This is a genomic window from Streptomyces sp. NPDC041968, assembly GCF_055589025.1.
In genome coordinates, this window is record NZ_JBVJCB010000002.1 from 554,164 (window position 1) to 569,865 (window position 15,702).

At 73.5% G+C, this 15,702-nt stretch carries 16 protein-coding genes; 7 read left to right on the plus strand and 9 right to left on the minus strand.

The window, feature by feature from the left end; all coding sequences use genetic code 11:
- Nucleotides 1-99 precede the first annotated feature (99 nt).
- The 4 genes from pgm to ACZ6EG_RS07625 all read right to left on the minus strand — a co-directional run bounded on the left by pgm (nucleotide 100) and on the right by ACZ6EG_RS07625 (nucleotide 4,216).
- Nucleotides 100-1,740 carry a phosphoglucomutase (alpha-D-glucose-1,6-bisphosphate-dependent) gene (gene pgm, locus ACZ6EG_RS07610; protein ID WP_469602515.1) on the minus strand — a complete coding sequence of 547 codons (1,641 nt, stop codon included), beginning with the start codon at nucleotides 1,738-1,740 and terminating at the stop codon, nucleotides 100-102.
- 253 nt (nucleotides 1,741-1,993) lie between these two features.
- Nucleotides 1,994-2,422 (minus strand): hypothetical protein, encoded by a 429-nt coding sequence (locus ACZ6EG_RS07615; protein WP_391969027.1) that lies wholly within the window; start codon nucleotides 2,420-2,422, stop codon nucleotides 1,994-1,996.
- A gap of 69 nt (nucleotides 2,423-2,491) precedes the next feature.
- The gene (locus tag ACZ6EG_RS07620) at nucleotides 2,492-3,235 is read right to left on the minus strand and encodes a Type 1 glutamine amidotransferase-like domain-containing protein (protein ID WP_391969028.1); all 744 of its coding nucleotides are present in this window, start codon (nucleotides 3,233-3,235) and stop codon (nucleotides 2,492-2,494) included.
- 42 nt (nucleotides 3,236-3,277) lie between these two features.
- Complete coding sequence (locus ACZ6EG_RS07625) at nucleotides 3,278-4,216, minus strand: LysR family transcriptional regulator (protein WP_383648678.1); 939 nt, start codon at nucleotides 4,214-4,216, stop codon at nucleotides 3,278-3,280.
- Between the two features lie 94 nt (nucleotides 4,217-4,310).
- Here ACZ6EG_RS07625 and mdlC point away from each other — a divergent pair, with 94 nt between their 5' ends.
- The 3 genes from mdlC (at nucleotide 4,311) to ACZ6EG_RS07640 (ending at nucleotide 8,766) form a co-directional block, all read left to right on the plus strand.
- Nucleotides 4,311-5,891, plus strand: a complete 1,581-nt coding sequence (mdlC, locus tag ACZ6EG_RS07630) for a benzoylformate decarboxylase (protein ID WP_469602521.1) — start codon at nucleotides 4,311-4,313, stop codon at nucleotides 5,889-5,891.
- A 79-nt stretch (nucleotides 5,892-5,970) separates the two neighbouring features.
- Nucleotides 5,971-7,425, plus strand: a complete 1,455-nt coding sequence (locus ACZ6EG_RS07635; RefSeq protein WP_391969030.1) for a benzaldehyde dehydrogenase — start codon at nucleotides 5,971-5,973, stop codon at nucleotides 7,423-7,425.
- A 96-nt stretch (nucleotides 7,426-7,521) separates the two neighbouring features.
- On the plus strand, nucleotides 7,522-8,766 hold the full coding sequence (locus ACZ6EG_RS07640; RefSeq protein WP_391969031.1) for an MFS transporter: 1,245 nt from the start codon (nucleotides 7,522-7,524) through the stop codon (nucleotides 8,764-8,766).
- 105 nt (nucleotides 8,767-8,871) lie between these two features.
- Here ACZ6EG_RS07640 and ACZ6EG_RS07645 read toward each other — a convergent pair whose 3' ends face one another.
- Nucleotides 8,872-9,615 carry a PepSY domain-containing protein gene (locus ACZ6EG_RS07645; RefSeq protein WP_391969032.1) on the minus strand — a complete coding sequence of 248 codons (744 nt, stop codon included), beginning with the start codon at nucleotides 9,613-9,615 and terminating at the stop codon, nucleotides 8,872-8,874.
- A 73-nt stretch (nucleotides 9,616-9,688) separates the two neighbouring features.
- Complete coding sequence (locus ACZ6EG_RS07650; protein ID WP_469602525.1) at nucleotides 9,689-10,678, minus strand: LysR family transcriptional regulator; 990 nt, start codon at nucleotides 10,676-10,678, stop codon at nucleotides 9,689-9,691.
- A gap of 301 nt (nucleotides 10,679-10,979) precedes the next feature.
- On the opposite strand from ACZ6EG_RS07650, the gene snpA reads away from it, so the two are divergent.
- Together snpA and ACZ6EG_RS07660 are read left to right on the plus strand one after the other, a co-directional pair.
- Nucleotides 10,980-11,660, plus strand: coding sequence for a snapalysin (gene snpA, locus ACZ6EG_RS07655; RefSeq protein WP_391969034.1), 681 nt, complete (start codon nucleotides 10,980-10,982; stop codon nucleotides 11,658-11,660).
- Between the two features lie 131 nt (nucleotides 11,661-11,791).
- On the plus strand, nucleotides 11,792-12,052 hold the full coding sequence (locus ACZ6EG_RS07660) for a hypothetical protein (RefSeq protein ID WP_356609629.1): 261 nt from the start codon (nucleotides 11,792-11,794) through the stop codon (nucleotides 12,050-12,052).
- 10 nt (nucleotides 12,053-12,062) lie between these two features.
- Here the strand turns inward: ACZ6EG_RS07660 and ACZ6EG_RS07665 are convergent, their stop codons facing one another.
- The gene (locus ACZ6EG_RS07665; protein WP_469602529.1) at nucleotides 12,063-12,746 is read right to left on the minus strand and encodes an adenosylcobinamide amidohydrolase; all 684 of its coding nucleotides are present in this window, start codon (nucleotides 12,744-12,746) and stop codon (nucleotides 12,063-12,065) included.
- 156 nt (nucleotides 12,747-12,902) lie between these two features.
- Between ACZ6EG_RS07665 and ACZ6EG_RS07670 the strand changes: the two genes are divergently transcribed.
- Nucleotides 12,903-13,253 carry a hypothetical protein gene (locus ACZ6EG_RS07670; protein ID WP_391969036.1) on the plus strand — a complete coding sequence of 117 codons (351 nt, stop codon included), beginning with the start codon at nucleotides 12,903-12,905 and terminating at the stop codon, nucleotides 13,251-13,253.
- A 38-nt stretch (nucleotides 13,254-13,291) separates the two neighbouring features.
- On the opposite strand, the gene ACZ6EG_RS07675 is transcribed toward ACZ6EG_RS07670, so the two are convergent.
- Nucleotides 13,292-14,488, minus strand: a complete 1,197-nt coding sequence (locus ACZ6EG_RS07675; protein ID WP_469602532.1) for a globin domain-containing protein — start codon at nucleotides 14,486-14,488, stop codon at nucleotides 13,292-13,294.
- Between the two features lie 110 nt (nucleotides 14,489-14,598).
- Entirely contained in the window at nucleotides 14,599-15,045 is a 447-nt protein-coding gene (gene nsrR, locus ACZ6EG_RS07680) for a nitric oxide-sensing transcriptional repressor NsrR (RefSeq protein ID WP_469602535.1), read from the minus strand.
- A gap of 150 nt (nucleotides 15,046-15,195) precedes the next feature.
- On the opposite strand from nsrR, the gene ACZ6EG_RS07685 reads away from it, so the two are divergent.
- On the plus strand, nucleotides 15,196-15,627 hold the full coding sequence (locus ACZ6EG_RS07685; protein WP_469602538.1) for a hypothetical protein: 432 nt from the start codon (nucleotides 15,196-15,198) through the stop codon (nucleotides 15,625-15,627).
- Nucleotides 15,628-15,702 lie beyond the last annotated feature (75 nt).

Here is a 15,702-nt window from a genome sequence, read left to right on the forward strand (position 1 = left end):
TCGCCTTCCAGGAGGCGATCGGCGGCTACGAGATCCGCGGACTGACCGTGGCGCTCCCCCGGCCCGGCCGTCTACCGGCCCGGGGGCACGGGTACGGCGTCAGCCGCCCAGGGCGCCGAGGACGACGAGCTTGGCCTCGTCCTGCACCTGGCGGAGGTGGTCCGCACCGAGGAACGACTCCCCGTAGATCTTGTAGACGTCCTCGGTGCCGGACGGCCGGGCCGCGAACCAGGCGTTCTCGGTGCTCACCTTGATCCCGCCGATCGACGCTCCGTTGCCCGGTGCCTCGGTGAGCACGGCGGTGACCGGCTCACCGGCGAGGGTGTCGGCGGTGACCTGGGCCGGGGACAGCTTGGCCAGGCGGGCCTTCTCCTCCCGGGTCGCCGGGGCGTCGATGCGGGCGTAGGCGGGTGCGCCGAAGCGGGCGGTGAGGGCGGCGTAGTGCTCGGAGGGCGTCTTCCCGGTGACGGCGGTGATCTCGGAGGCGAGCAGCGCCAGGATGATGCCGTCCTTGTCGGTGGTCCACACCGAGCCGTCCCGGCGCAGGAAGGACGCACCGGCCGACTCCTCGCCGCCGAAGCCGAGCGTGCCGCCGGCCAGTCCGTCCACGAACCACTTGAAGCCGACGGGCACTTCCACCAGGCGCCGGTCCAGGTCCGCCGCCACCCGGTCGATCATGCCGGAGGACACCAGCGTCTTGCCCACGCCCGCGTCGGCGGGCCACTCGGAGCGGTGGGCGTAGAGGTAGGCGATGGCGGTGGCGAGGTAGTGGTTGGGGTTCATCAGCCCGGCGTCCGGGGTGACGATGCCGTGCCGGTCGGCGTCGGCGTCGTTGCCGGTCGCGATGGTGAAGCGGTCGCGCTGCTCGATGAGCGAGGCCATGGCGTGCGGTGACGAGCAGTCCATGCGGATCTTGCCGTCCCAGTCCAGCGTCATGAAGCGCCAGGTGGGGTCGGTCAGCGGATTGACCACCGTCAGGTCCAGGCGGTGCTGCTCGGCGATCCGGCCCCAGTAGGCGACGGAGGCGCCGCCGAGCGGGTCGGCGCCGATCCGCACGCCGGCCGACCGGATCGCGTCGAGGTCGAGGACGCTCGGCAGGTCGGAGACGTAGGTGCCGAGGAAGTCGTGGCGCCCGGTGCCGGGGGCGGCGAGCGCCCGGGCGTAGGGGACGCGCCGTACGTCCTTGAGGCCGGCCGCGATGATCTCGTTGGCGCGGTCCTGGATCCAGGAGGTGGCGTCCGAGCCCGCGGGGCCGCCGCTCGGCGGGTTGTACTTGAAGCCGCCGTCGGCGGGCGGGTTGTGCGACGGCGTGACGACCACGCCGTCCGCGAGGGCCGAGGTGCGCCCGCGGTTGTGGGTGAGGATGGCGTGCGAGACCGCGGGGGTGGGGGTGTAGCCGGCGGCGGTGTCGACGAGGACGGTCACGTCGTTCGCCGCGAACACCTCCAGGGCGGTGATCCTCGCCGGCTCGGACAGGGCGTGGGTGTCGGCGCCCAGGAAGAGCGGGCCGTCGGTGCCCTGGGCCGAGCGGTACTCGCAGATGGCCTGGCTGGTGGCGGCGATGTGGTCCTCGTTGAACGCCGCCGCGAGGGACGATCCCCGGTGACCGGACGTGCCGAACGCCACCCGCTGGCCGGGGTCGGCCGGGTCCGGGTGCAGGGCGTAGTAGGCCGTCACCAGCCGGGCCACGTCGATCAGGTCCTCGGGGCCGGCCGGCTTCCCGGCTCGGTCGTGCTGCATGCGTCCACTCCTCCGCGTTTGTCGGGCATTGGCTCGCGGGACCATCTTCTCCTGTCCGGGCGAGCGGTACCGGACACCCCGGCCGAGGCGGGCCGGACCCGGCGCCGAGGGGGAGGCGCCGCGCGCTCACGGCCCGACGGTCACCGCCGGGCCCGCCGTCGCGACGGCGGCACACCACGAGCCCGGGCCTGCGGTTCCCCCTGGGCTCGGGGGCCGCCGGACCGGGCGCCGTGGTGCGGCCGTGCGGAACGCGTCAGATGCGGCCGCCGGTGAGTCGGGTCAGGGGCCCGTGCGTGTGACGTCCCGCCCGGCGGCCCACCGCGTAGGACGCGGCGCTCAGAGCGGTGATGCCGGCGCCCACACCCGCGGCGACGAGCTTGCGGTGGGCGATGACCGTCCACGCCGTCTTCGCCCCGGCCGCGACGTGCCCGGAGGTGGTGATGACCGCCTTGCGGCCTGCTTCCACGCCCTTGGCCGCCGTCTGCATGGCGCCGTTCGCCGCCTCCGCGGAACGCTGGGCACCGGCCTTGGCCGCTGACGCGCCGTCACCGGCCTTGTCCGTGGCCGCCTTCCCGGCACGCGAGGCGGGGGCCGTCGCCTTGTCCGCGGCGTCGCGGGCCTTGGAACCGGCGGTCCGTGTGGTGGTGGTCTTCTGGTTCGTGTCCTTGTTCGGATCGCTCATGGACACCGCTTTGCCACTCACTCCGGCCGCAAACACGATGTTTCCCGAATGCTCACCGGGCTTCCACCGTCAGGGCCTTGACGCCGCGGGCAGCACGCGCGGCTCGATGCGTTCCTCCACCGCGGCGCCGCCCTCGCGCACGACCACGTAGGCGCCCTTGCCCGGCACCTCCGTCACCGCCTCGACCAGCTCCGTCCCGCGGTAGACGAGGCCCACTCCGTCGTCCGTGCAGTGGGCCGAGGGCAGGGTGCCGTCGGCGACGAGCCGGTGGATCAGCGGGCGGCGGCCCTCGTCGACGTCGTAGTGCACGCCGTTGCCGTAGGGCAGGAAGCCCAAGGCGTCGGTGATCGGGCGCAGTTCGGGCCCGAAGGAGTCGGTCGCGCCGCCCCGGAACCAGCACAGGGACCCCGCGCTCACCCCGCTGAGCACGACCCCGGCCTCCCAGGCCCGGCGCATGACGCGGTCCAGGCCGTGCACGCGCCACACCGCCAGCAGGTTGGCGACCGAGCCGCCCATCACCCAGACGACGTCCTGGGCGAGCACGGTCTCCTCCACGTCCTCCACGTTCGGCATGGGGAACAGGTGCAGCGGCGTCAGGTCGAAGCCGGCCACGCGGGCCGCCTCCGTCATCCGGGCGGTGAAGTGTTCGGCGTCCCCGATGGCCGTGCCCACGTACAGGATCCGGGGGCGCCGCCCGTGGGCGCCCGAGAGGTCCACCGCGTGGTGCACCAGGGAGTCGAAGGCCACCATGGTCCGGCCACCCGCGCGGTGCCCTCCCGAGGTGGCGAGGATGGTGGGTTCGGTTGCCGTCATGGGCGCGATCCTAGACACCCGCACCGCACCACCCGGGAGCGCCTACGCCGGTGCCGCGGTCGGCGGCAGCTGGGCCGCGCTCACCTGCTCGCCCAGCACCTCCGCCATGAACTGCACCAACCACCGCTGCGCCGGGCTCCGCGAGGACTCGTGGCGTGCGTACAGGGCGATCTCGATCGGCTGGGTCTCGAAGGGCAGCCGCACCAGGCGGACCCGGTGGGACGCGGTGAACACCTCGCCGACGTACTCGGGGACGATGGCGACCAGATCGGTCTGCTCCAGCAGGTAGGGCAGCATCGAGAAGCGGGTGGCGTCCACGGCGACCCGCTCCAGGAGCCCGTGCGCGGCCAGCACCGCCCGGGGCGCGACATGGCCGCTCGGCCCGAAGACCGTCGCATGGTGCTCGGCGGCCAGACCCGCCAGCGACACCTCGTCCCCGCGGACCCGGGGGTGATCCGCGGCGACCATGAGGACGTAGCGTTCCCGGAAGAGCGGGACCCGCACGGTCAGATGCGAGGTGATCACCGGGGTCGCCACGAACACGTCGAGGTCGCCGCGGCGCAGCTGGCTCTCGGCATCCTCCACGTCGAACGGGCGCACGGTGAACGAGACCCCCGGCGCCCGCTCCCGGGCCGCGGCCAGCAGCCTCGGCAGGAGGGTGGCCTCGCCGAGGTCGGAGAGGGCGATGGTGAACCGGCCCGACATGGTCCCGGCGTCGAAGGCGTCGCCCTGCCGGACCGTTCCGTCGATCTCCGCGAGCGCGCGCTGCAACGGCTCGTACAGCCGCCGGGCACCGGCCGTGGGCGTCAGTCCGCGCCCGTTGCGGCGGAACAGCTCGTCGTCGAAGTGCCGTCGGAGCTTGCCCAGGCTGTAGCTGACGGTCGGCTGCGTGACGTGGAGCGTCTCGGCGGTGGCCGTGACGCTCCCGGTCTCGTAGAGGAGGACGAAGACGCGGGCCAGGTTGAGGTCGAAGGTGCCCATATCGACGGACTCTATATCGGGGTGCCGAAACATCTATTGGTGCCCATGTCGCGGGGTGCCTAGCGTGTCGGACGTCACTTCGAAAGGAACGACCGTGCCATCCGTGCGCCGTGTCTCCCACGCTCTCCTGGAGCGCCAGGGGCTCACCACCGTCTTCGGCAACCCGGGCTCCAACGAGCTGCCCTTCCTCGCCGAGCTGCCCGACGGCTTCCGCTACGTCCTCGGGCTGCACGAGGGCGCGGTCGTCGGCATGGCCGACGGCTACGCCCAGGCGACGGGCCGCCCGGTCCTGGTCAACCTGCACGCGGCCTCCGGTTCGGGCAACGCGATGGGCGCGCTGACGAACGCCGTGGCCTCGCGCACCCCGCTCGTGGTGGTGGCGGGGCAGCAGGTCCGGCCCGCCATCGGCCCGGAGGCCAACCTGGCCAGCGTCGACGCGCAGACCCTCATGAAGCCGCTGGTCGGCTGGGCGGCGGAGCCGGCGTGCGCCGAGGACGTACCGCGCGCGCTGGCCCAGGCCGTCTTCGAGGCGCGGCTCCAGCGGCGGCCCACCTATCTGTCCGTGCCGTACGACGACTGGTCGGCCGAGGTCGACGACAACGCCCTGGCCGTGCTCGACCGGCGGGTGGAGCGGGCCTCGGTGCCCGACGCCGCGCAGGGCCGCCGGCTCGCCGAGCGGGTCGCCGCCGCCCGGCGTCCCGCGCTCGTGCTCGGCGGCGACATCGACGCGCCCGGTCTCTTCGACGACGCCGTGCGGCTGGCCGAGCGGCTGGGCTGCCCGGTGTGGGCCGCCCCCTCCCTCTTCCGGCTGCCCTTCCCCAACCGGCATCCTCTGTTCCGGGGTGTGCTGCCCGCCGGGATCGCGCCGGTCTGCGAGGCCTTCGAGGGCCACGACCTGGTGCTCGTGCTGGGCGCGCCCGTCTTCCGGTACCACGAGTACCTGCCCGGCCGGTATCTGCCCGAGGGCACCCGGCTGGTCCAGGTGACCGAGGACGCCTCGGCGGCCGCGCGGGCCCCGATGGGCGAGGCGCTGGTCGCCGATCCCGGCGCCGTCGTCGGCCTGCTGCTGAACGCGCTCGGCGCGCCCGGTGAGCCCGCGGGCCCGTACCGGCCGGCGCCCGAGCCGCTCACCGCCCGGGGACCGGGCCTCCACCCCGAGCAGGTCTTCGCCGCCCTGCGCGACGGACTGCCCGCGGACACCGCGTACGTCGTCGAGTCCACGTCGACCACCTCCGCGTGGTGGCGCCAGATGGACCTGCGCCGACCGGGCTCCTACTACTTCCCGGCCGCCGGCGGGCTCGGCTTCGGGCTGCCCGGCGCCGTCGGGGTGGCGATGGCGCAGCCCGACCGCCCGGTCGTTGGCGTGATCGGGGACGGCTCGGCCAACTACGGCATCACGGCCCTGTGGACGGCCGCGCAGCACGGGGTCCCGTTGACGATCGTACTGCTGCGCAACGGCACGTACGGGGCGCTGCGCTGGTTCGGCGGCCTGCTCGGCGTGCCGGACGCCCCGGGGCTGGACATCCCGGGACTGGACTTCACCCGCGTCGCGGAGGGCTACGGGGTGCGCGCCCGGCACGTCGGCGGCGCCGAGGAACTGCGCGCCGTACTCGCCGAGCAGCCCGGCCACCCCCGCCTGATCCAGGTGGACACGGCCCTGACCACGCCCTCCTGACACACGACCCGCCGACCGGCCGGGCGCGCGGAGCCGCTGACGCGCCCGGCACCCGAGGATCCCGAGGAAGGGAACGACGATGACACTCCTGGACAGCGACGTCTGGGGCCGGAAGTTCTTCAGCGACGGCTGGCAGGACTCCCCCACCGAGCACCCGGTGACCGAGCCGGCGACGGGCGAACGGCTCGGCGCGGTGGGACTGGTCACGCCGGAGGACGTGGGCCGCGCCGCCGCACGGGCCGCCGAGGCCCAGCGCGAGTGGGCCGCGACCTCGCCGCAGCGGCGGGCCGCCGTACTGCGGCGCGCGGGGGAGCTCTTCACCGAGCACGCCGAGGAGATCCAGGAATGGCTGGTGCGCGAGGCCGGCTCGGTGCGGTCCAAGGCGGGCTTCGAGGCGCAGCTCGCCATCGGCGAGTGCTTCGAGTGCGCCGGGCTGCCGACGCACCCGCAGGGTGAGGTCCTCACCTCCGAGGAGGCCCGCTGGTCGCTCTCCCGCCGGCGACCGGCCGGGGTCGTGAGCGTGATCGCCCCCTTCAACTTCCCGCTCATCCTCGGCCTGCGTTCGGTGGCTCCCGCCCTGGCCCTCGGCAACGCCGTGCTGCTCAAGCCGGATCCGCGCACCGCGGTGAGCGGCGGTGTGGTCATCGCCCGGGTCTTCGAGGAGGCCGGGCTCCCTGCGGGTGTCCTGCACCTGCTGCCGGGCGACGGCGCGGTCGGGGAGGCGCTGGTCGAGGCTCCGGAAGTGCGGGTGATCTCCTTCACCGGGTCCACGCCGGTCGGCCGGATCATCGGCGAGCAGGCCGGGCGGCTGCTCAAGCGGGCCCATCTGGAGCTGGGCGGGAACAACGCGCTGGTCGTGCTGCCCGACGCGGACGTGGCCAAGGCGGCCTCGGCGGGGGCGTTCGGCTCGTACCTGCACCAGGGGCAGATCTGCATGACGACCGGCCGGCACATCGTGCACGAGTCACTGGTGGAGGAGTACACCGCCGCGCTCGCCGCGAAGGCCGACTCCCTGCCGGTCGGCGACCCGGCCCGCGAGGACGTGGCGCTCGGACCGATCATCGACCGCCGGCAGCTGGAGCGGGTGCACGGCATCGTCCAGGACAGCGTCGCGGCGGGCGCGAAGGTCGCCGCGGGCGGCGAGATCGACGGCGCCTGCTACCGCGCCACCGTGCTGACCGGTCTGACCACCGGCATGCCGGCGTGGCGGGAGGAGATCTTCGGTCCGGTTGCCCCGGTCATCGCCTTCTCCACGCTGGAGGAGGCCGCGCGGATCGTCAACGACTGCGAGTACGGGCTGTCGGTCGGCATCCTCGGGGACGTGGGGACGGCGATGAAGCTCGCCGACCGGATCGACTCCGGCAAGATCCACATCAACGAGCAGACCGTGAGCGACGAGCCCAACGCTCCCTTCGGCGGGGTCAAGGCCTCCGGCACCGGGTCCCGTTTCGGCGGCGCCGCGGCCAACGTCGAGGCGTTCACCGAGACCCAGTGGGTCACGGTCCGCCCGGACATCGCCGACTACCCGTTCTGACCCCCCGGCCCCCGCGGCCGCCCCGTACGGCCGTCCCGGCCGCCCCGCCGTTCCGGCTCCGCTCACTCACACCCGTCCCCCGGGGGGAGAGTCACCATGACTTCCGCCACCACGTCCGGCGCACCCGCGCGGACCGGCAGCAGCACCTGGACGGTGATCCTCTGCTGGATCACCGTCCTGCTGGAGGGCTACGACCTCGTCGTCCTCGGCGCCATCATCCCCACCCTGCTCAAGACCCAGCACCTCGGCATGACCGCGGGCGACGCGACCACCATCGCGACGCTCTCGCTCGTGGGCGTGGCCATCGGCGCCGTCTGCGTCGGCCCGCTCGCCGACCGGCTGGGACGCCGCCGTCTGCTCATCGGCTCGGTGGTGCTGTTCTCGCTCTTCACCCTCGTGGTGCCGCTGGCGAACTCCGTGACGATGTTCGCCGCGCTCCGCCTCGTCGCCGGTCTCGGCCTGGGCGCGTGCATGCCCGTCTCGCTCACGATGATGGCCGAGAACATGCCCGCCGACCGCCGGGCGCGGGCCAGCACGCTGACCATGACCGGCTACCACACCGGTGCGGTCATCACCTCGCTGCTGGCCCTGCAGGTGACCGACGCCTGGGAGATCCTCTTCTACCTGCTCGGCGTGGTCGGTCTCGTCGTCGCCGTCGTCCAGTGGTTCAAGCTGCCGGAGTCGGAGGCCTTCGTCCGGGCCCAGCGGGACGGGGCCCGGCGGGTGCCGTTCACGGAACTGCTCAAGCCGGCGTACCTGCGCGCGGGCATCGGCATCTGGGTCGCCTCGTTCATGGGCCTGCTGCTGGTCTACGGACTGAACACCTGGCTGCCGAAGCTGATGAACGACGCCGGCTACCCGGTGCCCACGGCCGTCACACAGCTCCTCGTGCTCAACGTCGGCGGTGTCGTGGGGCTGGTCCTCGGCGGGTTCGTCGCCGACCGCAGGGGCATCAAGGGCACCACGATGGGCTGGTTCGCGATCTCCGTGGTCATGCTGGCGTGCCTGAGCGTCAGGATGGAGAGCGACCTCATGCTGAACGCCGTCGTGTTCCTCACGGGCGTGTTCGTCTTCTCGGCCCAGGTGCTCGTCTACGCCTACGTGACCAACTTCTACCCGGCCTCGGTGCGCGGCACCGCCCTCGGTTCGGCGTCCGGGATCGGCCGGATCGGCTCGATCGTCGGCCCGTCCATCACGGGCGCCCTGGTCTCCTCGGGGATCGGTCACCCGTGGGGTTTCTACTTCTTCGCGGCGGTGGCCGTCCTCGGCTTCCTGGCCGTCGCGACTCTGCCGCGCACGTCGACGGGTGCCCGGGCCGAGGCCCCCGAGCCGGCGGCCTGACCCCCTCGGGCACGCGCGACGGGAGCAGCGGGGTCACTCCACCCGCTGCTCCCGTCGCGCTTGTCGCGGTGCCTGCGGCGGCGCCCGCCGCGGTGACGCGTGGTCTCAGTCGCTGTCCACGTTCTCGCGCAGGACCTTGCCGTTCGTCGCGTCGACGTCCACGGTCGCCTTGTCCCAGTTGTCGGTCGACACGACGTCGACGGACCACATGACCTTCTGGTCGTCGCTCTCGTCGAGCTCGACGTGGGTCACGGTGCCCTTGGCGTTGTCGGTGGCGACCTTCACGGCCTGCTGCGGCGTCTGCGTCGCCTTCTCGAGCATGTCGGCGACCTGCTGCTTGTCGTCCGCGTCCTGGTCCTCGGCCTGGGTGCGGAAGATCTTGCCGGAGACGGCGTCGATGTCGATCCGGGTCACGGTGCCGTCGGAGGCGGCGACCTTGGCCTCCCACTCCGGGGCACCCTGGCTGGGCGCCGGGTTGGGCATGCTCGGGCTGGGCGAACCGGTCGACGCGGTGGCCTCGGCGGTGGTGCGCTTCAGTTCGAGGTCGACGAGCTTGCCCTCGGAGACCTCCTTGACGGCGGTGTCGGCCGCCTTGTCCCAGGTGACCTTCGCCAGCGGCACCAGGGCCTTGCGCTCGGCCTGGTCCTCGGTCAGGGACGCGGAAGGAGAGGGGGAGGCGGTGTTGGTGGCGGATGCGGTATTGGTGGCAGGGGTGGTCTGAGCCGCCTCGGCGACACTGGAGCGTGTCGTGTCGGCGTTCGAACAGCCGGTCATCAGCAGCACGGAACTGCCCAGGGCGCAGATGGCGGCCATCGAACGAAGAGGCGGGAGACGTCGCACAGAGCTCATGCACGTCTCCGTAACCGTATGACCGTCTTGTCATACCGATTCGGTCGGGAAACCACCGCAATGGCCGATCCGCTCAGCGGGCCGGTACGCACACCTCCCGGTCCTGCCCCGGGAGGGCGCCCGGCGGGCACGGGACGGTGGTGCGGGCGCCGGTCTGTTCCAGCCACTCCCGGTACGCGGTGGACTGGCGGGCCACCTCCCAGTACGCCTCCTCCAGCGCCGGGTAGACGGCGTCCAGCTCGGCCCGGGTGCGCGCGGCCAGCAGCAGGCGTACGCCCAGGGGGTCGCCGCAGAGGCGTCGTACCGCCGTGTCGGGGCGGGACTGGGAGCTGGGCTGGCAGACGGTGACGACCTCGCCGGTGGCGACGAGTGACGCGGCGGTGTGGTAGTCCCCGTGCAGGACGCGCGGGTCGAGGCCGACGGCGCGCAGCATGCGGTGCACCCCGTCCCACTCGCCGTCGACGGTGGGGTCGACCATCCAGCGGTCCTGCGCCAGGTCGTCGAGACGGACGACGGACCGGGCTGCCGCGGGGTGGTCGGCGGGCAACATGACGAACTGCGGTTCGCGCTCGACGAGCACGCGCAGCCGCAGACCCTCGGGGACGTGCAGCGGGCAGCCCTCCACCTCGTGCACGAAGGCGACGTCGAGCCGGCCGTCCGCGACCCCGCGCAACAGGGCGTTGGCCGAGACGTCCATCTGGAGGGTCGGCTCCGGCCCGGGCCGTCTGAGCCGGCGCAGCCAGCCGGCCAGGGCGCGGCTGGCCGTGGAGCCGACGCGCAGCCGGCTGTCGCCGGCGGTCGCCTCGGCGCGGGCCTCGCGGACGAGGGTGCTCATGTCGGCGAGGAGCGGACGGGCTCTGCCGAGGACGGTCCGGCCGAGCGGGGTGGGGCGGCAGCCGGTGCGTTCCCGGACGAACAGGGGCCCGCCCAGGGCCTGTTCGATGCGGCTCAACTGCGTGCTCAAGGTGGGCTGCGCGACGCCGAGTCGGCGTGCCGCCCGGTGCAGGCTGCCGGCGTCGGCGATGGCGCACAGCGCGCGTAGGTGCCTCACCTCGAGCTCCATGCAGGGAGAGTAGGGCGGAACAGTTGCTTGCGCCAGGTGAACAAAAGGCGGCGCATCAGGGCGAGTTCTGCACAGCGGGAGAAGCTGTTCCCGACCGCGTCCGCCCGGTGGCGAGGCCCGCGTCGCGACGCTCCGGTGGCGGGCCGCGACTTTGACGGCCCCGCACGAGGACGGTGACAGCCGCGTACGCCGGCGGTGATAGCCCCGGCCTATCCCCTCCTGCCATCATCACACCGGCTCACGGGCGCCCCACACTCACCGGTGACGACTTCTCCCCACTCCCCCACACAAGGAGTCATCGATGCGCATCAGTCTGCCCCTGCTGTCCACCGCGGTCGGACTCGGCCTCACCGCGGCCGTGCTCGGCACCGGTCCGGCCGCCACCGCCGCTCCCCAGGCGCCGGCCCAGGCCGCGCAGGTCGGCTACCAGCCCGCGGCCGGTTCGGGCGAGGACGCCGCCGCCAACCGGGCGTTCTTCGAGGCGGTCATCAGGTCCGTCGCCGAGAAGCGCGCCGCGGCCCCGTCCTCGGCGGCCGCCGTCACCGTCTACTACAGCGCCGCAGGCGCGCCCAGCTTCCGCACGCAGATATCCCGCTCCACCCAGATCTGGAACAGCTCCGTGTCCAACGTGCGGCTCGCGGAGAGGAGTTCGGGAGCGGACTTCTCGTACCGCGAGGGCAACGACTCGCGCGGCTCGTACGCGTCCACGGACGGGCACGGGCGCGGCTACATCTTCCTCGACTACCGGCAGAACCAGCAGTACGACTCGACCCGTGTGACCGCCCACGAGACCGGACACGTGCTCGGCCTCCCCGACCACTACTCCGGCCCGTGCAGCGAGCTGATGTCGGGCGGCGGTCCCGGCCCGTCCTGCACCAACGCCTACCCGAACGCAGCCGAACGCAGCCGGGTGAACCAGCTGTGGGTGAACGGCTTCAAGGCCGCCCTCGACAAGGCACTGCAGAAGACCTCGCGACGCTGAGCGTCCGGGACCACGGCGCGGGAGCGGTCCGGACGGGCCGCTCCCGCGCACCCGTGCCACCCGCACCGCATGCGCAACCTCCTCCGGGGTAAGCGGAGTTCACTCCGCAGCGACCTTCGAAGGAGCCTGACGTGAACAAGGGGAAGGCACCCGTCGACGACGGGCTCGGCACTCTGGAACCGGGGACCCGGCAGCGCGGGCAGTTGCACGGCCGCGTCGCCGACATCGCCTGGACGGCGCTGTGCGTGGTGCTCGCGCTGTGGGCGGTGTGGAGCTCCGTCGGTGCCGTCCGGGGCGGGACCGCCTGGGCCTATTCCGCCGTGGCCTGGGTGTTGCTCGCCACCGCGCTGGCGCTGCGGGCACGGGCGGCGCGTCGCAGGACGTCACTGTAGGGACCCCGGATCACCGGGCGGTGGGAAGCGCCGCGAGCACGGCCCGGTGGACGGCTCGGGCCAGCCGGGCGCCCCACTGCGAGCGCGGTCCGGCGAAGGAGTGGACCTCGCTGTCCACCCCCGGGACGCGGGCGGCGACGCACACGGCGTCCGTCGGTGTGCCGGAGCAGTCGAGGCCCGCTTCGAGCAGCGCCTGGACCTTGGCCTCGGTCGCCGTCATCACGGCGTTGACCAGGGCCGCGTCGCTCAGCGCGACGGGCAGGGCGGCGACGATGTTGATCGTGCCCGGTGCTGCGGCGCCGGTGGCACCCTCGGCGGGCGAGGCCGCCCAGCCGCGCACCGAGACACCCGCGGTCACCACGGCTTCCGCACCGCCGTCCCTCCCGCTGCCGGGTGCGGACACGTCGGCGGCCGTCATCAGGCCCACGCCCGGCCCCCGGGCGCCGGCCGCGCCGGCCAGGTCCGCGAGGTGCCGCGCGGGATCGGTGCGTCGATAGCCGTGCGCGACCTGGGCGTTGAGCACCCATGCGCGTTCGCCGACCCCGCCGCCCAGCACGGCGCTGCTGGCCGTCCGCCAGCCCGGGCCCGGGCACCACAGCAGGGCGTGCAGCCGTTCACCGTCCTCCTCACGGGTCAGGCGCCGAGGGGTCAGCAGCGGGGGCCCGGTACGGGGCGGTGGCAGGAGGGCGGGCACCGGCGGGAGCTCCTTCGGGCGGTCGGGGGCGGAACCGGATGATCGTACTCAGCGCGAACCCTCCGCTCCGGCGCCGGGACGGGCGTATTGCGGACCCGGTCCCCGGCACTTTCACTGGACACAGCTTCGCCATGAGGCGTCGGATCGGAGGCCGCGATGTTGTCCCACACCCTGGAGCACGGGGTCCTGGTCATCACGGTGGACCAGGACCCGGGAATCGACGGGCGGGCCACGCTGACCACGCGCATCACCCACTTGGTCGACGCCCACAAGCCGACCCCCGTCGTCATCGTCCTCACCGACCGGGCCGCCGGCCCCGCCGCGGTCAGTGCCGTGCTCCGGGCCCACCAGTGGTGCGGCCGCCTGGACGTCCTGATGAGCGTCGTCACCCACAGCGCGCCCGTCCGGCGGCTGCTGGAGAACAACGCCGACACCTCCGGCCCGCGGCTGGTCGTCCACGCCCGGGTGGACACGGCGATCAGCACCGCCTTCACCGCGGCGGCCTAGACCGGAGGAACCGGTGGAAAGCGGGTGCCCGCCGCCCGTCAGGGCTGTCCGAGCCAGAGGTCGGGACCGAACACCTCGTAGTGGACGGCCTGTGCCGGCACACCGCGGCGCAGCAGGTCGCCGCGGACGGCGCGCATGAAGGGCACCGGTCCGCACAGGTAGGCCGTGAGGCCCGGCGGCAGTTCGACGCCGGCGAGGTCGGCGCGGCCGGCCCACGCGTGCGGCGCCTGGTCGCCGGGCTCCTCGTACCAGAGGTGGAGCCGGGCGCCGGGCAGCGCGCGTATCAGATCCAACTGCTCCTGCCGGTGGGCGTGGGCGGCGGGATCGCGGTCGGCGTGGATCACGGTGACCAGGCGGGTGGTGCCGGACGCGGCCAGGTGGTCCAGCATGGCCAGCATGGGGGTGACCCCGATCCCGGCCGAGGCCAGCAGCAGGGGGCCGTCGCCGTCCGCCGGCGCCAGGTCGCCGAAGGGTGCGGACACGGTGAGGACGTCGCCCTCGCGCGCGTGGGCGTGGAGCCAGGACGAGACCTCGCCCTCGGGTCCCTCGCCGCCCCGGACCCGCTTGACGGTGATGCGCCGGTCGGACCGGGCGGGTCCGGCGGACAGGCTGTACTGCCGGATCTGGCGGGAGCCGTCGGGCAGTTCGGACCGGACACTGACGTACTGGCCCGGGCGGAACGGCGGCGCGGGGTGCTCGTCGGCGGGCCGGAGCACGAGGGAGACCGCGTCGGGGCCCTGCTCCTGCCGTCCGACGATCTCCATGCGGCGCCAGACCTCTCCCTCGGCGACCCCCGCCTCCCGGTAGAGGCGGGTTTCGAGGGCCACGAGCGCGTGGGCCATCAGCCAGTAGACCTCGTCCCAGGCCGCGGCGACCTCCGGGGTGACGGCGTCGCCGAGCACTTCCGCGATCGCGGCGAACAGATGGCGGTGGACGATCGTGTACTGCTCGGACGTGATGCCGAGGGAGGCGTGCTTGTGGGCGATCCGGGAGAGCATCGCGTCCGGGCGGGCGTCGGGGTGGTCCAGCAGCAGGCCGGCGAACCCGGCGATGGAACCGGCCAGCGCCCGCTGCTGCTCCCCGCTGGCCTGGTTGCCGCGGTTGAACAGGTCCCGCAGCAGCTCGGGGTGGGCGTCGAACAGCTTGCGGTAGAAGAGGGTGGTGATGTCGCCGATGGCTCCACCCACCGCCGGGAGGGTGGCCCGGACCACGGGGACCGACTGTTCGGAGAGCACAGTGACTCCTAAACTGGTAAGTGGCATTCGCGTTTTCGGGATCGGCTCCTCACCGGCCCCGACCGACGGTCCCGCCGACGAGCCGCCGGCCCCACCGAGGCATGCGGGGGTCACCCCGAGGGGCGGTCCGTCAGGCCGATCAGGACCGGGCCGGTAGGTGAGGCCACCAGGTCGGCCACGGTCAGCGGGTCGAGCGCGGCGTAGAACGCCTCCTGCGCGTCCCGCAGCGCGCCCCGCAGGCGACAGGCCCCGCGCAGGGGGCACGGCGAGGCACCCTCGCAGGCGACCACCTCACCGTCGCCTTCCAGCTCGCGCACCAGTCGGCCCACCGAGGCGTGCCGCCCCGGGCCGGTCAGCGTGAGCCCGCCGCCACGCCCGCGCCGCGCCTCGACCACGCCGAGGTGCTGGAGGCGGGTGATGGCCTTCGCCGCATGCGTGTACGGCACACCGACCGCCTCGGCCACCTCGCGGGTGGTCAGGGGGTCGTCCCCGTCTCTCACGACCGCCAGGCGCATCACGGAGCGCAGCGCCAGGTCGGTGAACTTCGTCAGCCGCACAGCCCGGACGCTATCAAATACGCATGTTAGATTCGCCTTCACCTCGCGCCCTCGGCCTGTGGAGTGCGTCACTCGACCGGCCGTGCCGGGGCCGACCGCTCAACGGGGCGGCGGGATAGTCCAGTCGGGCACTTCGGACGGTGGCATCTGATGGCAGCGCAAGACCGCGAATCCCCCGTGCAGGCGGCACCGGCTCCCCCACCCCGAGTACTGTGCGACCTCGCGCACCTCCTGCCGCCGGGCGAGGACCTGTCGGCCGGTGCCCTGTGGAGGCTCGCGGAGCCCGGACGCCAGCTCGACGCCAACGTCGTCCGCATCCCGGCGGCGGGGCGGGTCGACACCCACACGGAGCCGGACCTCGACGTCCTGCTGCTCGTCCTCGACGGCGAGGGCGCCCTCGTCGGCTCCGAGGGACGGCGGCCCCTGCGCGCGGGCGTCCTGGCCTGGCTGCCCCACGGCTCGACGCGCGCGGTCCACGCCGGCCCGGACGGGGTGACGTACCTGACCGTTCACCGGCGGCGCCCCGGCATGCGCATCCAGCCCCCGGAGGCCGCCGACCGGCTCCGGCCCGAAGGCACCTGAGGCCGGGGGCGGCCGGCCCGGCCTGCGTGCAACGGGGAACGGGATCACGGCGTTCGGGTCCCCTACTGTTGCGTC